This is a genomic window from Shewanella alkalitolerans, assembly GCF_019457575.1.
In the GTDB taxonomy this organism is placed as follows: Bacteria; Pseudomonadota; Gammaproteobacteria; order Enterobacterales; family Shewanellaceae; genus Shewanella; species Shewanella loihica.
On the sequence record NZ_CP080422.1, the window covers coordinates 4,043,921 to 4,069,574 of the forward strand.

The 25,654-nt window shown below is 50.8% G+C and carries 15 protein-coding genes; 6 read left to right on the top strand and 9 right to left on the bottom strand.

Annotated features, from left to right (window positions below; all coding sequences use genetic code 11):
• Positions 1-197 precede the first annotated feature (197 nt).
• The gene (gene hxpB / locus K0J45_RS17535; RefSeq protein WP_220043486.1) at positions 198-869 is read left to right on the top strand and encodes a hexitol phosphatase HxpB; all 672 of its coding nucleotides are present in this window, start codon (positions 198-200) and stop codon (positions 867-869) included.
• 87 nt (positions 870-956) lie between these two features.
• Here the strand turns inward: hxpB and K0J45_RS17540 are convergent, their stop codons facing one another.
• From K0J45_RS17540 to ampD, 9 genes are all read right to left on the bottom strand, one after another.
• Positions 957-3,011: a M13 family metallopeptidase gene (locus tag K0J45_RS17540; RefSeq protein WP_220043487.1), complete on the bottom strand. Its 2,055-nt coding sequence runs from the start codon at positions 3,009-3,011 to the stop codon at positions 957-959.
• Between the two features lie 131 nt (positions 3,012-3,142).
• Positions 3,143-5,356, bottom strand: coding sequence for a patatin-like phospholipase family protein (locus K0J45_RS17545; protein WP_220043488.1), 2,214 nt, complete (start codon positions 5,354-5,356; stop codon positions 3,143-3,145).
• A gap of 95 nt (positions 5,357-5,451) precedes the next feature.
• Positions 5,452-9,906 carry an EAL domain-containing protein gene (locus K0J45_RS17550; RefSeq protein ID WP_220043489.1) on the bottom strand — a complete coding sequence of 1,485 codons (4,455 nt, stop codon included), beginning with the start codon at positions 9,904-9,906 and terminating at the stop codon, positions 5,452-5,454.
• A gap of 142 nt (positions 9,907-10,048) precedes the next feature.
• Entirely contained in the window at positions 10,049-11,476 is a 1,428-nt protein-coding gene (lpdA, locus tag K0J45_RS17555) for a dihydrolipoyl dehydrogenase (protein ID WP_011867225.1), read from the bottom strand.
• A gap of 153 nt (positions 11,477-11,629) precedes the next feature.
• Positions 11,630-13,588 carry a pyruvate dehydrogenase complex dihydrolipoyllysine-residue acetyltransferase gene (gene aceF, locus K0J45_RS17560; RefSeq protein WP_220043490.1) on the bottom strand — a complete coding sequence of 653 codons (1,959 nt, stop codon included), beginning with the start codon at positions 13,586-13,588 and terminating at the stop codon, positions 11,630-11,632.
• 11 nt (positions 13,589-13,599) lie between these two features.
• Entirely contained in the window at positions 13,600-16,266 is a 2,667-nt protein-coding gene (gene aceE / locus K0J45_RS17565) for a pyruvate dehydrogenase (acetyl-transferring), homodimeric type (protein WP_011867227.1), read from the bottom strand.
• A 70-nt stretch (positions 16,267-16,336) separates the two neighbouring features.
• A complete protein-coding gene (gene pdhR, locus K0J45_RS17570) occupies positions 16,337-17,089 on the bottom strand; it encodes a pyruvate dehydrogenase complex transcriptional repressor PdhR (protein ID WP_011867228.1) in 753 nt (250 codons plus the stop codon).
• A gap of 238 nt (positions 17,090-17,327) precedes the next feature.
• Positions 17,328-18,179 (bottom strand): beta-lactamase regulator AmpE, encoded by an 852-nt coding sequence (ampE, locus tag K0J45_RS17575; RefSeq protein ID WP_220043491.1) that lies wholly within the window; start codon positions 18,177-18,179, stop codon positions 17,328-17,330.
• A 56-nt stretch (positions 18,180-18,235) separates the two neighbouring features.
• Entirely contained in the window at positions 18,236-18,781 is a 546-nt protein-coding gene (gene ampD / locus K0J45_RS17580; RefSeq protein ID WP_220043492.1) for a 1,6-anhydro-N-acetylmuramyl-L-alanine amidase AmpD, read from the bottom strand.
• Positions 18,782-19,066: 285 nt separating this feature from the next.
• On the opposite strand from ampD, the gene nadC reads away from it, so the two are divergent.
• The 5 genes from nadC to K0J45_RS17605 all read left to right on the top strand — a co-directional run bounded on the left by nadC (position 19,067) and on the right by K0J45_RS17605 (position 25,626).
• On the top strand, positions 19,067-19,945 hold the full coding sequence (gene nadC / locus K0J45_RS17585) for a carboxylating nicotinate-nucleotide diphosphorylase (RefSeq protein WP_220043493.1): 879 nt from the start codon (positions 19,067-19,069) through the stop codon (positions 19,943-19,945).
• Between the two features lie 42 nt (positions 19,946-19,987).
• Positions 19,988-21,640, top strand: coding sequence for a PglL family O-oligosaccharyltransferase (locus K0J45_RS17590; protein ID WP_220043494.1), 1,653 nt, complete (start codon positions 19,988-19,990; stop codon positions 21,638-21,640).
• A gap of 475 nt (positions 21,641-22,115) precedes the next feature.
• A complete protein-coding gene (locus K0J45_RS17595; protein WP_220043495.1) occupies positions 22,116-22,481 on the top strand; it encodes a prepilin-type N-terminal cleavage/methylation domain-containing protein in 366 nt (121 codons plus the stop codon).
• Between the two features lie 128 nt (positions 22,482-22,609).
• Entirely contained in the window at positions 22,610-24,316 is a 1,707-nt protein-coding gene (pilB, locus tag K0J45_RS17600; protein ID WP_220043496.1) for a type IV-A pilus assembly ATPase PilB, read from the top strand.
• Positions 24,317-24,351: 35 nt separating this feature from the next.
• The gene (locus K0J45_RS17605) at positions 24,352-25,626 is read left to right on the top strand and encodes a type II secretion system F family protein (RefSeq protein ID WP_220043497.1); all 1,275 of its coding nucleotides are present in this window, start codon (positions 24,352-24,354) and stop codon (positions 25,624-25,626) included.
• The last annotated feature ends 28 nt before the right edge of the window (positions 25,627-25,654 follow it).

The window sequence follows — 25,654 nt, forward strand, 5'->3', positions numbered from 1 at the left end:
AATAGTTTGAATAACAAACTAAGCGTTTGAAATACAATAAATTTCAAAGGCAACACAAATTCATTCCAAACGCATAAACCCGGCTCTCTCCTGAGAAAAAATTGCGCAAAAAAATTGCCTGGAGGCTCGTAAATACCCGAAGAATCCGCATAATATTCCACTTTCTCAACCAATATGAAGCAGCAAGAGCCATAACCATGAGCCAAATAAATTTAGCGGCGGTCATCTTCGATATGGATGGCGTGCTTATCGATTCCGAGCCGAGTTGGCAGGCCGCCGAATACAAGGTACTAAGCCAGCTGGGGCTACCCATCAGCCTCAGCGATACCGAGCAGACCACAGGGCTGCGCATCGACCAGGTAGTCGAGTACTGGTATCGACGCCACCCTTGGGAAGGCTATGACAATACAGCGACCGCCGAGGCGATAGTCACGCAAGTGGCCGGAGAGATCCTGAGTCACGGCGAGGCGATGTCCGGCGTTAAGGAGGCGCTCGAGGCTTGCAATCAGAGGGGACTCAAGCTTGGCCTGGCCACCTCATCGCCGACGCTTTTGATCGATGCCGTGATGCAGAAGCTGGCCATCAGAGAGCTGTTTGACGCCATCGAGAGCGCCGAGGCGCTGGCCCTTGGCAAACCCCACCCAGAGGTGTACCTCAACTGCGCCAAGGCCATAGGCGTGGCGCCTTCGCAATGCCTGGCGATAGAAGACTCCTTCAACGGCCTGATCGCCGCCAGGGCCGCCAACATGCACACTGTGGTGATCCCAGCGCCCCATGAGGCGAGCCAGGCCAGATGGGCCGCCGCCCACCAGCAGCTCGCCAGTCTCGATGAGTTTGCCGACTACCTGGCACAATCCGCCGCTAAATAACAGTAAGCCACTCGATTCTGACAACAAAAAGCCCATCCTAGGATGGGCTTTCGTTTGTTTAGATTGTACTTTTGTTAAAGTCTGGGATTACCAGATCTTCACGCGATCTTCTTCGCTCAGGTACATCTTGTCGCCCGCCTTAACATCGAATGCCTCGTAGAAGGCTGGGATGTTACGCGGCGTACCCATGGCACGGAAGTGGCTTGGTGAGTGCGGGTCGGTCAACAGACGACGTCCCAGCTCTTCGTCGCGATAGTTACGACGCCATACCTGTGACCAGCCGATGAACAGACGCTGCTCGCCCGTCAGGCCATCGATCACTGGCGCTTCTTTACCGTTTAGGCTCAGCTGATAAGAGCGCGCTGCCACCGTCAGACCGCCCAGGTCACCGATGTTCTCACCCAGTGTGAGGTCGCCATTAACAAACTTACCTGGCAGGGCTTCATAGCCAGAGTATTGAGCGCTGAGCTGAGCACCGCGCTTCTTGAACTCTTCTCTATCTTTATCAGACCACCAGTCTCTCAGGTTGCCGTCACCGTCATACTTGGCGCCTTGGTCATCGAAACCATGGCTGATCTCGTGGCCAATCACAGCGCCGATGCCACCATAGTTGATCGCATCATCGGCATCCATGTTGAAGAACGGCGGCTGCAGAATCGCGGCCGGGAAGACGATCTCGTTCATCACAGGGCTGTAGTAAGCGTTAACCGTCTGCGGCGTCATGTGCCACTCGGTGCGATCGATTGGCTTACCTAGCTTGTCCAGCATGGTCTTGTATTCGAAGTGAGCGTAACGCAGATAGTTACCCACAAGATCATCGGCCTTGATGCTCAGATCTGTGTAATCTTTCCACTTGTCTGGGTAGCCGATCTTGTAGTTGAACTTAGACAGCTTCTCTTGCGCCGCCACCTTAGTCTCAGGCGTCATCCACTCGAGCTCGTTGATACTGACCTCGAAGCCCTTGATCAGGTTATGGATCATCTTCTCCATGCGCGCCTTGGCTTCTGGCTTAAAGTGACGCTTAACGTACTCTTGACCTACCAGCTCACCGATCACCTGATCCGCAGCATCTACCGCTTTTTTCCAGCGCGGCTTCTGCTCTTCGATGCCCATCAGTGTCTTACTGTGGAAGGCGAAGTGCAGGTCGACCATCTCTTTGTTCAGCAGCTCGGCGGAGCTGTCCACCAGGTGGAACATCAAGTAGTCTTGCCACTGCTCGACGCTGAACTGGTTAAATTGCTTGCCAAACTTCTCGAAGAAAGAGGGCTGACGCACGATCACCTCGGTGACCTTGTTCATGTCGGCGCCGTTAGCAAACTGTGAATAATCGAAGTTGCTGACTGTCTTCTGCAGACCAGCGATATCCATCTTGTTGTAGCTCTTGTTGGCGTCACGTGACTCGGTGCGCGTCCACTGGCTCTCGGCCAGGAAGCGCTCGATCTCGGCAACGTTGTTCGCGGCGCGCTTGGCATTCGCGTAACCGGCAGCAGCCAACAGATCCGTCACATAGCTCTGCAGCGCGGCGCGGTTGGCCACGAACTTAGCATCGTCTTTCAGGTAGTAGTCGCGATCCGGCAAGGTCAAACCAGACTGGTAGAAGTAGACGCCATACTGGGTCGACTTCTTGGCATCGTTGTTCACATAGAAGCCCAGTGGCATCTGCACGCCAGAGACCAGCAGCTTACCCATCTGGTTGGCAACGTCTTGATGGCTCTTGAGGCCGGCGATCTCCGCCATAGGCGCCTTAATCGGCGTCACACCCAGCTGCTCGACCAGGTCGGTATTCATGTAACTGGCGTAGAAGTCACCCACCTTCTGCTCGTTAGAGCCTTCGGCCTTATTTGGCATGGCTGCCACTTCGTCGATGATCTCTTTCAGGGCATTCTGGCTCTGCTCATACAGCACAGAGAAGGCGCCGTAGTTAGACTTGTCGGCAGGAATCGGCGTGTTCGCCAACCAGTGACCGTTAACGCTGTAATAGAAATCGTCCTGATGACGCACCTGAGTGTCGAAGTTTTCCTTCTCAACGCCCGACACCTTTGTCGCTTGTACACTCTCTACCTGAGTGGTGTCATGGCTACCACAGGCGCCTAGGCCCAAGCCCAACGCCACGGCTAATGCCAAATGACTGACTTTTTTCATCTCGAATTCCCCGGTTTTTACGCTTTATTGTTTATCTTCAGGTTGGTTAAACCATTGCGAATGACACACTAACACCCCAGCCTGCTCGACTGTAGGGCGATTTTGTAACTTTGTATGACGCTTTAACCTGCCTACCAGTTCTTACCTAGGAAGAGGAAGACGGTATTTTCGCCATCGTCTGTCCAGCCATAACCGATAGCCGCCGGTCCTATGGCGGTATCTGTCCCCAGATAGAGGCTGCCGCCATAGATGAGATCATTCAGGCTGACGCTGTCGCGGATCGACCAGACGTTACCCGCCTCGAGACTGGCCCCCAGATAGAGGGGATAGTCAGTCATACCCAGCACGTCCCGGCCCAGATCGTATTGATAGATAAAGGCGCCGAACACCTTGTGAGGCCCGACCAAGGCATTTCTGTGGTAGCCAGACAGGTTGAGGAAGCCACCCAATTCGGAGACGTTGACGCTGAAGCCGCGCTCCTTATCTACTGTCGCCAGCGAGGCCTTACCCACGAAGGCATGATTGCCGACACTCAGGGCGCCGCGCCAATCTGCCGTGATCTGGAATGAGGTATCGGACGGATCTTCCCCAAAAATTTCGGGCGAGTGCTCACGGCGATAGTACATGTTGACCGTGACGCGGTTACCCGAGGTCGGAAAGCTAATGCTGTCCAGGTCATCGAAGCCAAATTTCAGATAGGCGCCGTAGGAGCTAAAATCGGCACGGCCATCAAGAATGGCATTTTCTAGGTAGCCGGTGTCGCCCACCAGACCCAGTTCCACCAGCCCTTCCTTGACGTAATTAAAGCCAATGCCCATCTCCGCGTGATACTTGACCTGATTGAGCTCCAAGAAAAAGTTGTTGCCCTCATACAGGGTCCAGTCTTTCTTCTCATAGCCCACCTCGGCGCGGGTGAAATAGTTCTGGTCGGAATCCAGCGGCACATACAGCTCAGAGGAGAGCAGCTTCTCATAGCCCAGACGCAGCTCGTTGCGCCATTCGCCGCCATAGGCGGTGATATCTGTCATGGTGTAGGCCAGATCAAGCGCAACCGCCGTATGCAAGGCAAGATCGTCTTCCCAGCTGAAGCCGAGCTGAAAATAGTTAGGCCCCCAGGACTTGGCCCGGGTCTGCAGTATCAGTATCCGCCCCTCTTCGGTATCGACAAACTCGGCGTTAACCCGCTCGAATTTATCCAAGGCGTAGACACTGTTGATCCCCTTCTCCAGCTTCGCCTTATCGACCACCTCACCCGGCTCTATGCCCAGGGTCTCTGCCAGCAGCTTCTCGCTCACCTTAGAGTTGTTGTCGAAACGTATGGCAACCACGGGGCGCGACAGGTTGTAGAGCCAGCCAACGCTGGCGGCATCCTTGTGGGCCTGGTAGGCGGTGTATTGCTCGGGAGTCACGGCCAGTTGCTTGAGTCTGCCCAGCTGCTCAGTGACGGCCACCTCGCCCAGGCGATAGGCCTCGGGCATGATGGCAAAGTCTGTGGTGCTGAGCTCGCCCACCTCGGGGCGGATCAAAATATCTTGCTCCGTCAGCAGCTGTTTCTGCCGCTCTGTGCTGGCATTGGTCAGCATGGTCGACAGCTGATTGAGTACCGCCACCGTGCTCTCCAGCTGATCCCGCTTCACCAATGAGGAGCCGATATCAACGGCGATGACGATGTCGGCGCCCATGGCCTTGACCACATCCACCGGCATGTTATTGGCGATACCACCGTCGACGATAATGCGTCCCTTATACTGGGCCGCCTGCAACGCGCCAGGAACCGTAGCCGAGGCCTGCATGGCATCCACCAGGCTGCCGCTGTCAATCACCACGGCGCCGCTGGTCTCGAGATCGGTCGCCACCGCACGATAGGGAATCGGCAGTTCATCGAAGTGTTCGAACTTATGCACCAGATCCGTCGAGTGTTGCAGCAAGATAGACATAGACTGGCCACGCAGCAGACCGTTAGGCACCTTCACCTCTTTGTCGCTGTAGCCAATATTGATAGGAATATTGAACCTGTCCCGCTGCTGCTTGCCGCGATAGCTGAGGGCCGCGCGGGGAATGGTATCCGAATAGCCGGCGTTCCAGTTGGAACCCATCATGATCTCTTCGATCTCTTCGGCGCTATAGCCCAGGGCATACATGCCGCCCACATAGGCGCCTATACTGGTCCCGGCAATGTAGTCGACGGGAATATGCTCCGCCTCCATCGCCTTAAGCACGGCGATATGGGCCGCCCCCTTGGCACCGCCACCGCTAAGCGCCAGACCTATCTTGGGGCGTTCTTCGCTCAGGGCTGGGGCTGAGAGGCTTGCCAGCAGCAAAGAGAATAGAAAAGGTTTCATCATCGGCGGTGCATCTTCCTTTGAAAAGAGGGACAAGATATTCTAGCAAACCTTTTAAAAAACAAGAAAGTTTGCACTATCACGCGATGAAAATGCCGCTACTGAGACTTGATGTAGAGGTATTTCTCAAACTCATCTATGGTCATCGGCTTGGCAAAATAGTAGCCCTGAATGATGTAACAACCACGGCTAAAGACCTGCTCTAACTGCTCCTGGGTCTCGACCCCTTCGGCCACCACTTTCAGCTTAAGGTTTCGGGCCAGCTCTATGATACTGCTGGCGATCGCCTGATCCGCCTCGTTAGTAGCGATATCGATCAGGAAGGAGCGATCGATCTTCAGCGTGCTGACATCGAAGCTGCGCAGATAGGCAAGCGACGAGTAGCCGGTACCGAAATCGTCGATCGCGACCTCTATGCCGATCTCCCGTAGCGCCTTAAGGTGATCTTTGGCCACATGCAGCTCTTTCATCAAAACGCCCTCGGTGATCTCCAGACCCAGCATCTTAGCTGGCATGCCAGACTCCTTGAGCGCCTGCTGTACGTCTTGAATAAAGTCGGGCTGCCTGAAGTGCACCGCAGAGACGTTGACCGACAGTTTCAACTCGCCGCCGAAATGTTCGGCCCACTTGGCGCCCTGCAGACAGGCCTGCTTGATCACCCAGCGGTCGATTTCGATGATCAGGCCGCATGACTCCGCCACCCGGATAAAGATATCGGGACGGATATAACCTTCCTTGGGGTGATGCCAGCGCAGCAGCGCCTCCATGCCCACCACCTTGTCGTCTTTGAGGATATCGATCTGCGGCTGGAAGTAGAGCTCAAACTCCTGCCTGTCCATCGCCTTACGCAGCTCCGCCTCTAACTTGAGGTGATACAGGGCCTCGGCGTTACGCTCGGCCGAGAAGTATTGGAAGTTGCCGCGCCCCTCTTCCTTAGCGTGGTACATGGCCTGATCGGCGTTCTTGATCAACACCTCGGGCTGCTTGGCATCATCCGGCCATAGGCTGACCCCGATACTGGTGGAGATAAAGAACTCACGACCATAGAGCTCGAAGGGCTTCTCTATCTGGCGGATCAGGGCCTCACACAGATGGTTGACCTCGTCGATATCCACCATGTCGCGCATCAAAATCACAAACTCATCGCCACCGAAGCGGCAGAGGGTGTGGTTTTCACTCACGCAGGATTGCAAACGGCTAGCGGCCTCCACCAGCAAGGCATCGCCCATGCTGTGACCGTAGGAGTCGTTGACGTTCTTGAAGCGATCCAGGTCGAGGAAGATCAGCGCCAGCTTATCTTCGGTCTGCTCGGCGCGGTGGATACACTTAGCCAGGCGCGCGGCGAATAGTGAGCGATTGGGCAAACCGGTCAGCACGTCATAGTTGGCCAGGCGGCGCAGGTCCGCCTCGGTCTGCTTACGCTCCGTGATATCTGAGAACACCGCCACATAATGGCTGATGTTGCCGCGATCATCTTTCATAGTGGACAGGTTCAGCCACACGGGGCAGATCAGCCCCTCGGCGCACTGAAACTCGTGCTCGCCGGTCCAGGTGATGCCCTGCTCCAGCAGGATGTTGATCTCATCGCTCCTGTCTTCGCTGCTGTGAACCAGCTGGGCAAAGTATCTGTCGATAAGATCATCGGCGCTCATCCCCAGAATCGACTGGGCCGCCTTGTTCGAGACCTTCACCCGCTCATCTGCGTCTAAGATAAGCACCCCTTCCGAGGTGTTGGCAAACGCCTGAGCCAGCAGCTTAACGTCATCTTCCAGCATTCGCTGCGTAGTAATGTCGGTATAGATACCGGCGACCTTCTTCACCCGGCCGCTAACGGGGTCGAACTCCAATGCACGGCCGCGTACCCGGGTCCAGCCCCAAGACTCGTCGGGGCGGCGGTAACGATAATCCACATCCAACCTGTCATCCTGCTTGGAAAGCAGGCGTTTCCAGGCGGTAAATACCTTTTCCTGGTCATCGGCATAGATGGGGAACTCATCCATCTTAAGCTCGAAGGCATCGCCCCTGTCGGGGAAATAGCCCCCACGGTTTTCCAGCAGGAAGGTTTCGCTCTCGCTGTGCCACTCCCACAGCTCTGAGTCACTGCCCCGTAGCGATTGCCGCAGCCTGTCCTCGCTCTCCTTGAGCTTCTTGTTGACCCGCCTGAAGGCGCCTATCTGCTTCTGACGCAGCAGCAGGAAGTAGAGCCCCACCAGCAAAAGCGAAAGCAGCAGCAAGCCTCTGAACCAGTCGTAGTTCCACCAGTAATCTTCGACCACGAAGCTGAACGAATAGGGGGTCTGCGACCAGACGCCGTTTTGCTCGCTGAGAATGTCTAAGGTGTAGTGACCATCCTTGAGGCCCGAGACGTTGACCTGGGACTGGCCCATCAGCTGTAAGTACTTGCTCTCCTCGGAGGCCTTGCCGCGGCGCAGACGATACTGCAGCTGAAACGGAATATCGGTCAGATAGTCGAGACTGGTCAGCTGGAAACTGATCAGGCGCGCACCGGGTTTTATCAGCATGCCCGCCTCGGGCACCAGCTTGGTCTCCGTGTTGTCCTCGTAGAATACGGAGACAGATTCCATCATGATGCCATCTTCCGCCAGGCGGTTACGCATCTGGGGCACATCCACCAAGGCCACCCCATCAGGGCTGCCGACATAGAGGCCGGCGCCTGGCTCATAGAAGGCGGCGCCATCGTTAAGCTCGTGACTGATCAGTCCGTCCTGCTTCTCGATAACCGTGATCCCCCCGGTGGTGAGATCTTGCCTCACCAGGGAGTTGGCACAGCCCAGCACCCGATAGCCCGGCAACTGCTCGATGAAATAGACGGAGCTACACTCCACCTGCCAGTTGTCGGTGAGAAAATAGGTCAGGCCCGTCTTGGGGTGATACTCCACCAACCCCTTGGGCGAGGTGCCGAGCCAGAGCACGCCCGAATCCACCTCTTTGATATAGCTGACGTCGACTGAGATGTTGTCATCGGCAAACAAGTCGATGCGCGAATAGAAGAGCCCCTTGCTATCGATATAGCCAAACAGGTTCTCACCGCCGATCCACAGCTTGCCGTCGGCCGCCCGGTAGATAGATCGCAGCGGGATCTGATGCAGGGTGCCGTCGACGCCTTTGACCTGCATACGAGTCGGCTCCAGGCTTCCCTTGTCCCAGTAGAACAGGCCCGTGGCGGTGACGAACCACCAGCGCGAGGTGATCAGAGGATCCTTGTAGCTGAAGTAGATCATCTTATTTTCGAGCGAGGTGCGCCCACCGCTGATCTCGGCGAAACGCATGGTCTTGCGCGCCTGCTTGTCGTAGATGAACAGGCCATTGGTGGTGCCCAGCAGCAGGCGCTGCTTGTCGAACGCGCTCACTGTGTAGACGCTGTCGTTGACCTCCATCTCGTCGGGCAGGTAGGTCTCACTCTTCTTGGCGTCGCGATCGACCTCGATAAGCCCCTTGTCTGTGCCCAACCACAGCTTATTTTGCTCGGCAAAGATACCCCAAATCATCTCGTTGCTAATCTGATAAGGGGCGTTGCGGCTAAAGTTGTCCAGCACGAAATCGGGATCGTCGGCGATGATCGCCAGGCCATCACCCGAGCCACCGACCCAGACCAAGTCGTTATCGTCCACCGCCAGGTCATAGATGTAATCGAGATCCGCCGCCAGCTTCAGTTCATTACTAAAGTGTTTTATCTCAAGGGTATCCGGGTGCCACTTGATCAGCCCCTCACGGCCAGACAGCCAGAGAAAGCCGAGCTTATCCTGAGCCATCTGGGTCACGTAGAAGGGGATCTGCTCTACCTTCTCCAGGGTTAATGAATCCGGGTAGACGCGATACAGACCGTTGCTCGAGCCCAGCCACAAACGCCCCGCCCTGTCTTCGAACAGGTTCTTTATCTGGCCCTGCTCTTCGGTCCAAGGGAAGATGCCTCTGAGCATCCCCAGGCTGTCTCTAAGCTGCAGCTCATAGCTCTTACCGACGATCAGCTGGGCATCGCCAAATTGCGACAGCACGAACCAAGGCATATCCGGGTCGCTCGGCAAGGCGCTGATAAAGGTGAGCGTCATCGCCTTATAGTCGAGTCGGTACAGCTCGCCGACATAGCTGAGCAGCACATAGCTACCATCTTTCTGGCGGGTGACCGCCTGCAGCCCGCTGGGATGAAACTCGGGAAACAGCTTGTCGCTGCCCAGCTGGACAAACTCATCTTTGACTATGTCGTACAGATAGGTGTTGGCATAGCTGCTGACCAGCAGATGTTGTTTACTCAGAGATTCGGTGAGATAGATATATTCGTCGGAGAGGCGGATATGGTTGGCGTCTTTGTCGATACGCCGCGCCTTGGTGTCGCTGATGCGATACAGCCCCTGCTCAGTGGAGAGCCAGGTATAGCCATACTCATCGAAGCTGATGTCGTTGACCGTGGCATTGTTGAGGCCATCGCGCGCACTAAAGACCCTCTGTACCAGATCGCCCGCCATACTTGGCGCGGTAAAGCCAATCATGAAAAGCAAACAGCCTAGTAAGCGTAACGCCTGGGTAAAACTCATAGAGGATCCCATCTCAGACAGACAGCACAACGGGGTTGGGGCATAGCGCGAGAAACTTATTATTGTTACAAAAATATAATATATAAGTTAGCCAGCCAAAAAAAAAGCGCTCAGTGAGCGCTTTTTCGGATTTCAGAAGCAATTACTTTTTCTTCTTTGCCTTAGGGTTTGGCAAATCGGTAATTGAACCTTCGTAGATCTCGGCCGCTAGACCAACAGACTCATGCAGTGTTGGGTGAGCATGGATGGTCAGTGCCAGATCTTCGGCATCACAACCCATCTCGATAGCCAGACCTATCTCGCCCAGCAGTTCGCCACCGTTAACACCCACGATAGCACCACCGATCACGCGATGAGTTTCCTTATCGAAGATCAGCTTAGTCATGCCCTCAGAGCAATCAGAGGCGATTGCACGACCACTCGCCGCCCATGGGAAGCTTGCTGTCTCGTAGGCGATGCCTTGCTCTTTGGCTTCTTTCTCGGTCAGACCAACCCAAGCCACTTCAGGATCTGTGTAAGCGATTGATGGGATCACCTTAGGATCGAAGTAGTGCTTCATGCCAGCAATCACCTCGGCGGCGACGTGACCTTCATGCACACCTTTGTGTGCCAGCATAGGCTGACCTACGATGTCACCGATAGCATAGATGTGTGGCACGTTAGTGCGCATCTGCTTGTCGACATTGATGAAACCGCGCTCATCGATGTTTACGCCAGCCTTGTCGGCGTCGATCAGCTTACCATTAGGTGTACGGCCAATAGCAACCAATACTGCGTCGTAGCGAACTGGCTCGGTCGGTGCCTTCTTGCCTTCCATAGAGACATAGATACCGTCTTCTTTCGCTTCAACGGCAGTCACCTTGGTCTCAAGGATCAGGTTGAATTTGTTCTTGATCTTCTTGGTGTAGACGCGAACGATATCTTTATCGGCAGCAGGGATCACCTGGTCGAACATCTCAACCACGTCGATTTCACTACCCAGTGATGAGTAAACAGTACCCATCTCAAGACCGATAATACCGCCGCCCATGACCAGCAGCTTGCCAGGCACTTCTTTCAGCTCAAGCGCATCGGTCGAATCCCAGATGCGTGGATCTTCATGAGGAATGAAAGGCAGTTGAATTGGACGAGAACCCGCAGCGATGATCGCTTGCTCGAAGTGAACCACTTTCACGCCGTCTTCGCCGGCAACTTCGATGGTGTTAGGACCGGTGAACTTACCCAGGCCGTTAACCACGTTCACTTTACGCATCTTAGACATGCCGCCAAGACCGCCAGTCAGCTGGCTGATAACACTCTGCTTAAACTCACGTAGCTTATCGAGATCGATCTGTGGCTCGCCAAATACCACACCGTGGTTTGAGATAGCCTTAGCTTCTTCGATCACCTTTGAAACGTGCAGCAGTGCCTTAGATGGGATACAACCCACGTTCAGACACACACCACCTAGGGTGCTGAAACGTTCTACGATAACAGTCTCCAGGCCTAAGTCGGCAGCACGGAATGCTGCTGAATAACCTGCAGGGCCTGCACCTAAAACCACTACCTGAGTTTTGATTTCGTTACTCATGTTTTCCTCTATTCTTTCTCATTGTGTTGGGAGGAATTCCGGCCCAACCCATTATGACGCCAGCTTTTTGAACGTTAGTTCTTGTAAGGTGGCCGCATTTTAACCTTTCAAGGAGTTAAACAAAAGGCTACTCATGGTGAGTAGCCTTCATCATTACAAAATAAGTGTGCGTATGTCGGACAGCATACTTGACAGGGTCACGCTGAAGCGTGCCGCCATGGCGCCGTCGATCACACGGTGGTCGTAAGATAAAGAGAGCGGCAACATTAACTTAGGCTCGAACTCTTTACCATTCCACTTAGGTTTAATTTCAGACTTAGAAACCCCTAAGATCGCCACGTCAGGATAGTTAACGATAGGCGTAAATGCCGTACCACCGATGCCACCCAGGCTAGAGATGGTGAAACAGCTACCCTGCATGTCGGCCGCTTTCAGCTTGCCGTCACGGGCCTTAACCGAGATCTCCATCAGTTCGGCCGACAGCTCTATGATGCCTTTCTTGTCGACATCACGAACCACAGGCACAACCAGACCGTTTGGCGTATCAACCGCCACACCAATATGGTAGTACTTCTTCTTGATCAGCGACTCACCGTCGGCGCTCAGGCTGGCGTTAAACACTGGGAACTGCTGCAGTGTCTTGGCAACCGCCTTCATCATGAAGACCAGAGGCGTGATCTTAACGCCAGTCTTCTGCTTGGCGGCAATCTCGTTTTGCTGCTTACGGAAGGCTTCCATCTCTGTGATGTCGGCTTCGTCGAACTGAGTCACGTGTGGAATAGTGACCCAGTTACGGTGCAGGTTAGGTCCAGATATCTTCTGGATACGGCTCAGCGGCACTTCTTCCACTTCACCGAACTTAGCGAAATCAACCTTAGGCGCTGCAATCACCTGCAGCCCCCCCTCACCGGCGCCCACGCTAGTGGCCGCAGAGGCTTTAGGACGAGACAGTTCATACTTGATAAAGGCCTGAACGTCTTCCTTGAGAATACGTCCCTTAGGACCAGTACCAGTTACCTGAGTCAGGTCTGCACCAAACTCGCGAGCCAGACGGCGAACCGCTGGCGAGGCGTGTACGGCACCTGTTACCGGCTTGCTACCGGCACTCGGGTGATGCGGCACAGGCGGCTTGCTCGCCGCAGGCGCTGGTGCGCTGGCTTGTGCAACTGGCGCAGGTGCTGCAGCGGCCGGAGCAGGAGCGGCAACAGGCGCACTCGACTGTGTCTCTATGGTCGCGATGACGCTGCCCTGAGAAACCTTGTCACCCACCTTAACGGTCACAGAAACCAGCTTACCGGCGAATGGTGCTGGTACTTCCATGGTGGCCTTGTCGGTTTCCAGGGTGATCAGGCCTTGGTCGGCCTCAATCACATCACCGGCAGCGACCAATACCTCGATAACATCAACGTCAGACGCGTCGCCGATATCGGGTACGGCGATCTCTTTCACTTCGATGCTGGCAGCGGCCGCTGGTACTGCTTCTGCACTTGGTGCTGGAGCCGCGCTTGCCGCAGGAGCCGCAGCTTCACCACCGCTCACTTCAAGCATCAAAACCAGAGAGCCTTGAGAGACCTTGTCACCAACGGCCACTTTCATCTCTTTCACCACACCGGCTGCAGGCGCTGGTACTTCCATGGTCGCCTTGTCGGTTTCCAGCGTGATAAGCCCAGTGTCGACATCTATGCTGTCGCCCACGGCCACCAGCACTTCAATCACGTCGACATCTGAAGCATCGCCGATATCCGGCACTGTCACTTCAATCACTTGTGCAGAGGCTGGCGCCGCAGCAACAGGCGCTGCCGGAACAGGCGTAGCCGGTGCTGCTGCAGGAGCCACTTCTGCTGCCGCTGGTGCAGGCTCGGCGGCCTGCGCCTCACCCGCTTCCATCATAGCGATAAGTGTACCTTCAGAGACGGTATCGCCCACGGCGACCTTGATCTCGGCAAGTTTACCGGCGAAAGGCGCAGGAATATCCATGGTCGCCTTGTCGCTTTCAACGGTAATGATCGATTCTTCGGCGGCGAGGGTATCGCCCACCGCAGCACAGATCTCGATAACCTGTACTTCATCCCCACCGATATCGGGGACTAAAACTTCTTTTAATTCAGCCATTCTCTATCCCCTTACGCGAACTGTGGGTTGATCTTGTCAACATCGATGCCGTACTCGGCAATTGCTTGCGAGAGTACTTCAACTGGCAACTCGTTGCGGTCAACCAGCGACTTCAGTGCCGCGATCACGATGAACTTAGCATCCACTTCGAAGTGGTGACGCAGGTTCTCGCGGCTGTCACTGCGGCCGAAACCGTCGGTACCCAGCACCTTGTAGTCGGTAGGAACATAGGCGCGTAGCTGCTCGCCATATATCTTCATATAGTCGGTGGCAACAACGGCTGGTGAATCGCTAGACAGCACCTGGCTGATGTAAGCCTGCTTAGGCGTCTCGGTTGGGTGCAGCATGTTGTAACGCTCTGCCGCCTGACCGTCGCGAGTCAGCTCGTTGAAGCTGGTCACGCTGAATACGTCTGACGAGATACCGAAGTCTTTCGCCAGCGCCTGCGCCGCCTTACGAACTTGTTCAAGGATGGTGCCACAGCCCATTAGCTGTACCTTACCCTTGCCGCTACCAGACACTGATTCCAGCTTGTAGATACCCTTGACGATACCTTCCTCGGCACCTTCTGGCATCTCAGGCTGAACATAGTTTTCGTTCATCGTGGTCAGGTAGTAGAAGATATCTTCCTGGTTTTCGCCGTACATACGACGGATACCATCTTGAACGATAACCGCAATCTCATAACCATAGGTCGGGTCGTAAGAGATACAGTTAGGGATAGTGTTAGCCAATACGTGGCTGTGACCGTCCTGATGCTGCAGACCTTCGCCGTTCAGGGTAGTACGACCCGATGTACCACCAACCATGAAGCCACGAGCACGCATATCACCTGCCGCCCATGCCATGTCGCCGATACGTTGGAAACCGAACATAGAGTAGTAGATGTAGAATGGGATCATTGGCGTATCGTTAACCGAGTAGCTGGTCGCCGCAGACACCCAAGAAGACATGGCGCCTAGCTCGTTGATACCCTCTTGAAGTACCTGGCCTGACTTGTCTTCGCGGTAGTAAGCCACCTGATCCGAGTCTTGTGGTACGTACTTTTGTCCTTCGTGAGCATAGATACCCACCTGACGGAACAGACCTTCCATACCGAAGGTACGCGCCTCATCAGGAATGATAGGGACAATGTTCTTGCCTATCTTCTTATCTTTCAGCAGCGCAGTCAGAATACGGACGAACGCCATGGTGCTTGAGATCTCACGACCGTTAGAACCCTTGAGGATAGAGTCAAAGATCTTCAGTGAAGGCACTTCGAGGTCTTCAGAGAACTTCTGACGACGAGCCGGCATAGAACCGTGCAGCGCTGCGCGGCGTTCCTGAAGGTACTTCACCTCTTCCGAATCTGGACCTGGGTGATAGAAAGGAATCTCTTCTAGCTTGTCGTCAGGGATCGGGATATTGAAGCGATCGCGGAAGTAACGTACGGCGCTGATGTCCATCTTCTTAACGTTGTGCGCGATGTTCTTACCTTCACCGGCATCACCCAAACCATAACCTTTCACTGTCTTAGCCAGGATAACGGTTGGACGGCCCTTAGTGTTCTTCGCATGTTGCAGTGCGGCATAGATCTTCACAGGATCGTGACCACCACGGTTGAGGCGCCAGATGTCGTCGTCAGACATGTTGGCGACCATCTCGGCGGTTTCAGGGTACTTACCGAAGAAGTGCTCACGGGTATAAGCGCCACCTTTGGCCTTACAGTTTTGATATTCGCCGTCGACGGTTTCTTCCATCAGCTGCAGCAGCTTACCGCTGGTGTCACGAGCCAATAGCGGATCCCAGTAGCGACCCCAGATGACCTTAGCCACTTCCCAGCCAGCGCCGCGGAATTCGCCTTCAAGCTCTTGAATGATCTTGCCGTTACCACGTACAGGGCCATCAAGACGCTGCAGGTTACAGTTAACGATGAAGACCAGGTTGTCCAGCTCTTCACGAGCGGCCAGACCGATAGCACCTAACGTTTCTGGCTCGTCACACTCACCGTCACCCAGGAAGCAGTATACGGTTTGCTCAGAACAATCTTTCAGACCACGGTCAGTCAGATACTTCAGGAAACGCGCCTGATAGATAGCCTGGATAGGACCCAGACCCATAGAAACTGTTGGGAACTGCCAGTAGTCAGGCATCAACTTAGGGTGTGGGTAAGATGATAGACCCTTGCCGTCGACTTCCTGACGGAAGTTAGCCAGTTGATCTTCGGTCAGGCGACCTTCGAGGAAAGAGCGCGCATAGATACCAGGAGCGATATGACCCTGGAAGTAAACCAAGTCACCACCATCCTTCTCGTTTGGTGCACGGAAGAAGTGGTTGAAGCAAACATCGTAAATGGTTGCACTAGAGGCGAAACTGGAAATGTGGCCACCCAGCTCAAGATCTTTCTTCGAACCACGCAGTACCATGGCCAAGGCGTTCCAACGAATGATGGCGCGAATGCGACGCTCCATCTCTTGGTTACCTGGCATATGAGGTTCCTGACCGGCAGGAATCGTGTTGAGGTAGGCGGTGGTCGCCTTATAAGGCAGATGTGTACCGTTACGACGAGCCTTGTCGATTAGTTTCTCAAGAAGAAAATGAGCACGTTCCGGACCTTCTTGCTCTAATACAGCTTGTAATGAATCGACCCACTCTTGAGTCTCTAACGGATCTAAATCTTGCAGCATATGTTCAGACATTTCGCAGTCCTTCCCTATATACATTAATTGTATGAATTGAATAATAAAAAGTGGCGGTTAGACAGACTGCCTACGCGCCACTCTTCAAACGGCGCAGACTACGCTGCAACCGGCTATCTTCTTCCCTCACAGACAACATCACTTCCTCAATGTAGCTTAGATGCTCGTTTGAGGCTTCTCTTGCAGCTTCGGGATCACGACGGACGATGGCGGCAAGAAGATCTTGCCTATGCTCGTTCGCCATTTTAGAGGCATCAGCTCTGCGCTTTAGCAACTCTAGGTTTTGCGCCACATTCTTATGCAGCACGGGAGATAAACTCAGTACCAAGTGCAGCATAGCCACGTTGTGTGAGGCCTCGGCAATGGCGCGATAAAAACACACGATCGCCTCTGCCTTCGCCTCGATGTCAGACGCAGCTTCTACCGCTTGGATTTTTTCTTTGATGTTTTGCATGTCCGCATCGGTACCCCGAAGCGCCGCAAAATAGGCCATCATGCCTTCAGTGGCGTGACGAAACTCGAGGAGGTCATACTGACTCTCGGAATCGCTGTGCATCAGCTCCACAATAGGATCAGCAAGACTCTGCCAAAGTTGCTCTTTGACATAGGTACCACCGCCTTGACGACGCAGCAGCAAGCCTTTTGCTTCTAACTTTTGAATTGCTTCACGAAGAGATGGTCGAGAGACTTCGAATTGCAGTGCCAATTCACGCTCTGGTGGTAACTTCTGACCCGGTTGCAGACTCCCCTCTAGGATCATCTGCTCCAGCTGATTCATGATCACGTCAGAAATTTTTGGCTGGTTGATTTTGCTATAAGCCATATGGCCCTCAGCTCCTATTGTAAATTGGTCTTACCAATTTAATTGACTGAGCGCACTTTATCAAATCACATTTCAGATGTCCAGTTCGTGATCTGCTTCATGTAAACTCACGATTTGTGAGAATAGCTTATATTTATGATTAAGGGGTCTGACCATTGCTCCAAGCACCCAAGGTTGGCATTAAGTAGAAGCAACGAAGCGAGTCAGGCGCTAAATAGCCACCGGTCTCGCCCAGTCCCTACACTACCACCCCGAAGATCGTCAGCAAAGAAAGACCGATCACGAGTAAGATAAAGTTTCGCTTACTCAACTGTAGCAAAGAGATGGTCGATTGGACGCAAATTGGTGTAGGTGAATTAAATTCAACTGTCTCTGCCGCCAGGGCAACCTCTGAGATCACATCTCGCGCCGGGCAGCGCCAGCACAGTGCCTGCTGTCGCCAACGGCTAAATGCCAGCGAAAAGTGGCCGCTAAGCACATAGCCCAGGGCGATCAGGCGGCTCGGCAGCCAGTCCAGCAGCATCAAGGCGGTATCCACTATGGGAAGCTCGGCGCCTCGGCTCTTGGCATCGTCAGAGAAATAACGCACGGTACAGTAGAGCACGGCACCGGCCGGTCCAAAGAAGATAAGGTATAAGGCCACGGCACCATAGAAGCGGTAGTTAAGCCAGGCAACCGTTTGCCCGACCTTCTCGCCAAGATCCTGCTCGGAAACAGCATTCAGTGACACATAGGGATCGAGCTCATCGGCAAAATGGTAACAAGCCTGGGCATCGCCGCGGCAGGCTGCCTGTATATACTGTTTGAAGACCTGACGCTGTTTGAGATGACTGAAACAGAGAATCGACACTCCGACCCAGAGCCCGAGGCTCAACAGCCCCCAAAACATGCCGGCCACGAACCAGGCCAGCACCTGCACAGCTATCGCAGGCAGAATCAGCGCAATCGCCATCATAAGGTCATTAGTTAGCTGCTTGCGGCCAAAGAAACTCTTGGCATACAAGGCTAATAGGGTTTCTAGCTGCCATGCCTGGGGTAATAGCTTGAGGCGCTCAATCATGATCGCCAACAATAAGGAAAACAGTGCCATCTTTCTCCCCTCTCCCTTCCATCTGATTATTGTGATTGTCGGTCAACTAAAAGGTTTTATTCAGTCACTAGGCTGGCGCGATATCTGTGCCAGTCGAAACTCTCGCCCGGATCTGTCTTACGCCCGGTAGCGATATCGCAATGCCCGACGATAAGATTTCTATTGAGCATAGGATATGCGTCAAACAAGACCAAGGTTAATTGCGTGAGCCGCTCATACTGCTCGTCGGTATAGGCGAGGCTATCGGTACCTTCAAGCTCTATACCTATGGCAAAGTCGTTACAACCCGTTCGCCCTGCAAACGAGGAGACGCCAGCATGCCAGGCGCGATCATCACAGCTGACATACTGCACCAACTCGCCGTCTCGCCGGATCAGAAAATGCGCCGACACTTCTAATCTTTGTAGGTCGCAAAAACTCTCATCGGCCTGAGTATCCAAACAACCTTGAAAAAGCTGGTCAATATAGGGCAAGCCAAACCGGCCAGCAGGCAGGCTGATATTGTGGATCACCAACAGGCTCACCTCTTTATCTGGTCGGGCATTAAAATGTGGCGAGACACACTGTCGACACTCTCGAATCCAACCTTTATGCAATGTCATGTTAGCCACAGACCAATCTACCTCCAAACAATATCAAGCCGTTAGCACTTTACCCCAATTCGGATGATAGCTGCTAGTCACACGAGAGCAATGATTACAAATCGGCACAAATTGCGTCTATCTTCACCGCGTAGCGCTAAATATCCCTGCTTTTTCAATCAGGGATTTGTTACTATTAACGGCATATAGCTAAGTGCTCGCAGCCTTTGAATCAAGAGAGATAACCCATTCGAGCCACAAGTGATGCGCTCAGGGAGTGCGGCGAGCCGCCATGAGGATAGAAAGATGCTGGAAAATGACATTAGATTAGCCGTCAAAGTCGCGCTCGAAGAAGATTTAGGTTTTCAGGCCGATTCAAATCTTACCGCCGAAGAAAAGTTAAGCCTGGATATCACGGCTCAGCTTATTCCAAGCGATAAGTATGCACAGGCTAGCTTAATCACCCGCGAAGAAGGGGTCTTTTGTGGTAAGGCCTGGGCAGAACAAGTCTTTAACCAGCTAGGTGGTGAAGTTGCCTTGCACTGGCATGTGGACGATGGCGATCTCGTCTTACCGAACCAAGTGCTTTGTGAAATGTCAGGTTCGGCCCGAGCCATCCTGACCGGCGAGCGCACCGCGATGAACTTTATCCAGACACTCTCCGGCGTTGCCACTCTAACCAAACTCTATGTCGACAGACTTGCAGGCACTCACTGCAAGCTATTAGATACCCGCAAGACGATACCGGGTCTACGCACGGCACAAAAATATGCCGTCACCTGCGGTGGTGGCAAGAACCATCGTATAGGCTTGTTCGATGCCTTCTTGATCAAGGAAAATCACATCATGGCCAGTGGCTCAATTGCCTCTGCCATTAATGCCGCCCGCCAGCTTGCCAGCGACAAGCTAGTGGAGGTCGAAGTCGAAAGTATCGATGAACTCAAGCAGGCGCTCGACGCAGGCGCCGATATCGTTATGCTCGACAATTTTGACGTCACCATGATGATAGAAGCGGTGGAGCTAAATAATAGCTATAGCGAAAACCAGCGGGTAAAACTCGAGGTGTCGGGCAACGTGACGCTAGACACCATCTCAGACTATGCCAAGACAGGCATAGACTACATTTCAGTCGGCGCCCTCACTAAGCACATCAAGGCTCTGGATTTGTCGCTACGCCTGAAATAAAGGTATAAAACAAAAATAACCTTACACACAAAAGGAACTTGCATGACAACTGCAACCCAACGTTATTTCTATATTGTTTTTGCCCTAATGTTTGCAGTTGGCATGCACTATTATCAGTACAATTATGGGGGGTTAGGATTAACTATTCCTGCAAATTTAGTAACTTGGTCTTTTGTTTCTATACTTATAGGCCTAGCGTTATGGCAATGTTCAAAAACTAATAAGATCTATTATTCAAAGCTACTCATAGCAACATCCATCTGTGTTTTAATATTGTTCATGCCTATCTTATACGGTAACAATGAACTACTAAAATATAGTGCACAACGTCTAACAGGATTAATTGCAGGATTAGTTTTTTTATTCTCATTATATCAGATTAATTTAGCAAAGAGTAATTTGAATCAGCTGGTACTATGGATTCTTGCTGGGGTAATAGTTGAGGGCATCATTTGTTTAGTTCAGGAATATGTTTTTATCGACCAAATTTGGCTTCAACACCCTCCTGAAGATCGTCCCTATGGTATATTCAAACAGCCCAATGTAGCCTCAACCTTTTTTGTTATGGGGATAGCATTATCAGCATATTTATTAGCTTACAACAAATACAAGTCAAAGTACTACCAACCTGTCATCTGCCTAGCATCTTTTTTAGCTTCTTGGATGGTTATCCTGAATAGTTCAAAAACGGCAACTATATCGCTCTTCATGGTATTAGCGCTATCTGCGCCGACACTTTACAAAAGATGCGGCGCTAAACAATTAAGAATGTGGTACTTATCCATACTAATAGGATTATCCGTACCAATGATAATAAACATCTTAGATAGAGGATACTCACCTAGAGAGCTAGTTGATAATATTAGACCTACATTATACACGATCTCATTATTATTAATTTCTAAGAATATTTTTACAGGAACTGGTTACGGTAGCTTTGGAATTAGTTTTCATAAAGCACAAGCAGACTATATAGAAAACCATGAATTTAAAGCAAACCAATTTGGATATAATGCAGGCCACCCTCACAATGAACTATTGCTGTGGGGTGTAGAAGGGGGAATCCTCCCTGTGCTTGCTCTATTATCACTAGCCTTATTTATATTAAGAAATTATTTTTCAAATGGCTGGAGAAAGGGATTATTTTTTACTGCAATAATATTCCCAGCAGGTTTCCACACTCTGACAGAGCTTCCTTTTTATCACTCAAGCATAGTATTTATCACTTTCATTTTCACATTATTTCTCATAGAAAAAACTATTTCACCTATTGAACACAAAATTCGCCCAGGATGGCTGGAGTTCAAGATTACTGCTATAACAATTCCTTTAGCAACGGTGATATTCATGATAACTGGAATGCAAACTTTAACCAAGCTCCATCAATTTGAAACAAGTGAATTCAATGACAACAAATACCTAACAGAAATAGTAAATCCCATAGCCATTGTTAACGGAATTGAATACGCCTGGTTTTTACAACCTTTATTACATAAAAAGAGTGATTTTACGTCAATCCGTTACTTTATTTCAGAAGTGGAAGCATTGTTAAAATACTGGCCTAGAGCCAAACTTTACAAGGAACTATCAGATGCTTATCTTCTTATAGGTGAAAAGCAATTAGCCATCCAAGCCTATCAAACAGGGAAAAGGTTGTTCCCATATAGTCATGAGTTCCAATCACCTCCCTTATAGAACAGCATGAATTGGCACAAGCTATAGCAAACAACAAATTTTTGACACCTCTACGAATTACGTCACTGGACGCAAAAATGTCAATAAAATGTTATAACCTAGAGGGCTCATTAAACACAGTTTTTAGACAAATAGCATTTTTATTAGCACTTTACGACGACTAGCTATTCCATTTTATGTAACTTTGTACTAACTTTCAGTACAAGGCGATATGGCCTTTTCGGCCAAGTTTGACTCTTTAAAGTTTTAAGTCGCAATAAAAAGGCTATAACTTTAAAGTGACCAATTCAGCCGAAACGATTTATTGTGATCTTTACTTGCACCACAAAAATTCATAGCTGTCAGTGCTAGTAGAAATCAGCGATAAATCAGTGTATTAAAAAGATCTAACGGTACATCTTGTGAGATTTGTGGTTGTCAAAAGTAAGTCGAATTTACTACGCAACCCTTTAAAATTCTATTGGAGAGTAAAATAATGAAAGGCATGAACAAAGGATTACGTAAAGACGCTAAGGGTTTTACCCTGATCGAATTGATGATCGTAGTTGCTATTATTGGCATTTTAGCAGCAATTGCGTTGCCCGCATACAAAGAGTACATCACAAGAAGTAAACTAAATTCGTGTCTAGGTGAGGCGACATCCGCGGTAAAAGCTAATGCTGCAGCACTCATCTCGGATATGTCTGCCCCAACATATACCCCAACGTCTTGCACTGCTAACCCAGGATTACCAACGACTTTAGCAACCCTAAATGCTGCATCTGATCTAACATTTACAGCACAAGATGCCGCTGGCACAGTTACATGCAGTATGGGTACTGCAACCTGTAAAGCAAACTAATCCATGTCGGAGCCAACATATAAAAATAAATTGTTGGCTCCTTTATTTTTAACGCTAACCACGATTTTTAAGTGACAAAGCTTAGTGTACACTGTACATATAATCCTCATAACGGAAGTAGGTACTAGATGCCAACGACGGGCTTACATTTAGGGCTATCTACCCTCTTTATTAATAAAGGCTTGCTGTCTCAAGAGCTGATGGCATCTGCAATTGCAAGCTCACGCCAGTCGAAACACTCCTTAGTATCTACAATCGTCGCCGAAAAACTTATCTCTGCTAGACAGATAGCGGAACTTTGTTATGAAGAGTATGGAACTCCATTACTCGACCTTAACGAATTTGACGTAAACAGCATTCCCGAAGATTTTCTCAATAAAAAGCTCATCGAAAAACACAGATGCCTTCCATTATTCAAGAGAGGAAATAGACTCTATATTGGCACATCCGACCCGACTAACATCGCAGCTCTAGAGGATTTCCAATTCAGTGCAGGACTCCATGCTGAAGCAATCTTAGTCGAAGATGACAAACTTACTGTAGCCATTGAAAAAGTATTAGAAGAAGACATCTCCGCATTGGACCTTGATGGAATTGATGCCGATGCGTTATCTGATATAGAGGTAACAGATACCGATAGGCGTCAGGAAGACCAAGGCGACTCTAGCGATGATGCTCCAATTGTCATCTATATCAATAAAATTTTAACCGATGCAATTCGTAAAGGCGCATCTGATTTACACTTCGAGCCTTATGAGAAACGATACCGTATTCGTTTTCGTATTGATGGCATCTTACATGAAGTATCCGAACCCCCTGTCAATCTAGCTGGTCGCATATCTGCGCGTCTCAAGGTGATGTCTAAGCTGGATATAGCCGAGCGCCGCGTACCTCAAGATGGTCGCATCAAGATGAAGCTATCACGTAGCAAGTCTATCGATTTTCGTGTTAGTACACTGCCCACCATCTGGGGCGAGAAAATCGTAATGCGTATTTTGGACTCTTCGTCCGCCCAGCTAGGTATCGAGAAGCTTGGATATGAGGATGATCAGAGAGCTCTGTACGAAGAGATGCTGGCCAAACCCCAAGGTATGATCTTGGTTACTGGACCGACAGGCTCGGGAAAAACAGTATCTCTCTATACAGGCCTTAATATTCTAAACACCCAAGAACGTAACATCTCTACCGCTGAAGATCCGGTAGAAATAAATCTTGAAGGTATAAACCAAGTTCATATCAATTTAAAAGCGGGACTCACCTTCGCCTCAGCTCTCCGCTCTTTCCTGCGACAAGACCCTGATGTGGTTATGGTAGGTGAGATTCGTGACTTGGAAACAGCCGAAATTGCAATCAAGGCTGCGCAAACCGGTCACTTAGTATTATCTACACTGCATACCAACTCAGCAGCCGAAACCCTGACCCGTCTCATCAACATGGGCGTTCCAGGTTACAACATCGCCAGTTCAGTCAATCTAATTATCGCTCAGCGCTTAGCCAGAAGACTCTGCACCGAATGCCGGCAACCGGAAGATGTTCCTGAACACGAATTACTGAATTTAGGTTTTACTCAGGCACAAATCGATAAAGGATTCACCGTCTATAAACCTGTTGGATGTGACCTATGTTCCGGCGGTTACAAAGGCCGTGTAGGTATTTATGAAGTAATGAAAATGTCAGATGAGATTGCTCGTACTATTATGGAAGGAGGCAACTCACTACAAATAGCCAATCAGGCAAAAGAGCAAGGAATGAGAGATCTTCGTGCTTCAGGACTAAGGAAAGTCATCTCGGGCGTAACTAGCATTGCAGAAATCAATCGTGTAACTAGCTTCTAAAGCAAGCAAACAAACAGGACTTCAAAGGACATTTCATGGCTACCGCATCGCTTGGTAAAACAACTACTAGAACAAAGAAGCAGAAAGCGACTAAGGCTCAACCTAAAGTTGTAACCTTCGAATGGCGAGGCACAAATCGTGACGGAAAGAAAACTTCGGGCGAATTAAGAGGTACTTCATCGGCTGAAATTAAAGCTCAACTAAAGTCTCAGGGCGTTAACCCCAAAGTAGTAAAAAAGAAGCCAGAGCCTCTATTTAAGCGTGACCCTAAGATTAAGCCAATGGATATAGCTATGATTACTCGTCAAATAGCTACTATGTTGGCAGCAGGGGTCCCTATCGTTACAACCCTTGAAATGCTAGGTAAAGGTCACGAAAAGCCCAAAATGCGAGAGCTATTGGGTACCATAGTAAGTGATGTTCAATCAGGTATTCCACTGTCAGACGCTCTTAGACCTCACAAAAGGTACTTCGACGATCTCTATGTTGACTTAGTCGGCGCAGGTGAACACTCAGGCTCGCTAGACGCTGTTTTCGATAGAATAGCAACCTATAGAGAAAAGGCAGAAGCTTTAAAATCAAAAATCAAAAAAGCAATGTTCTATCCCGCTGCAGTTGTCGTCGTAGCTATTGCAGTTACGACACTGCTATTACTCTTCGTTGTACCTCAATTTGAAAGTATTTTCGCAGGGTTTGGTGCTGAGTTACCTGCTTTTACACAAATGATCGTAAACCTATCTAGATGGTTACAATCGTCGTGGTATTTTTTTGTGATTGGCTTAATAGCCTTCGTTTGGGGATTTAAACGAGCCCACCTAAAATCTGAAAACTTCAGAAATAGGATTGACGAACTTGTACTTAAGATTCCTATAATTGGCGAAATACTTCACAAGGCTGCGATGGCAAGATTTGCAAGGACCTTAGCCACAACATTCTCTGCAGGTGTACCGCTCATAGATGGTCTCGAATCAGCTGCTGGAGCCTCAGGAAACTACGTCTACCGCAGTGCACTTACGAAAGTCCGCACCGAAGTGATGTCCGGCATGCAGATGAATGTCGCAATGCGTACCATTGGACTCTTTCCAGATATGCTTATCCAGATGGTTATGATTGGTGAGGAATCAGGCGGCTTAGATGAAATGCTCAATAAGGTGGCTAATATCTATGAAATGCAGGTAGATGATGCTGTTGATGGTCTATCTAGCCTAATTGAACCTATTATGATGGTTGTGATCGGTACGCTTGTTGGCGGTCTCATCATTGGTATGTATCTCCCTATATTCCAACTAGGAAATGTAGTGGGCGGCTAACCCTCAGTTTTTTCTAAATATAAGAATA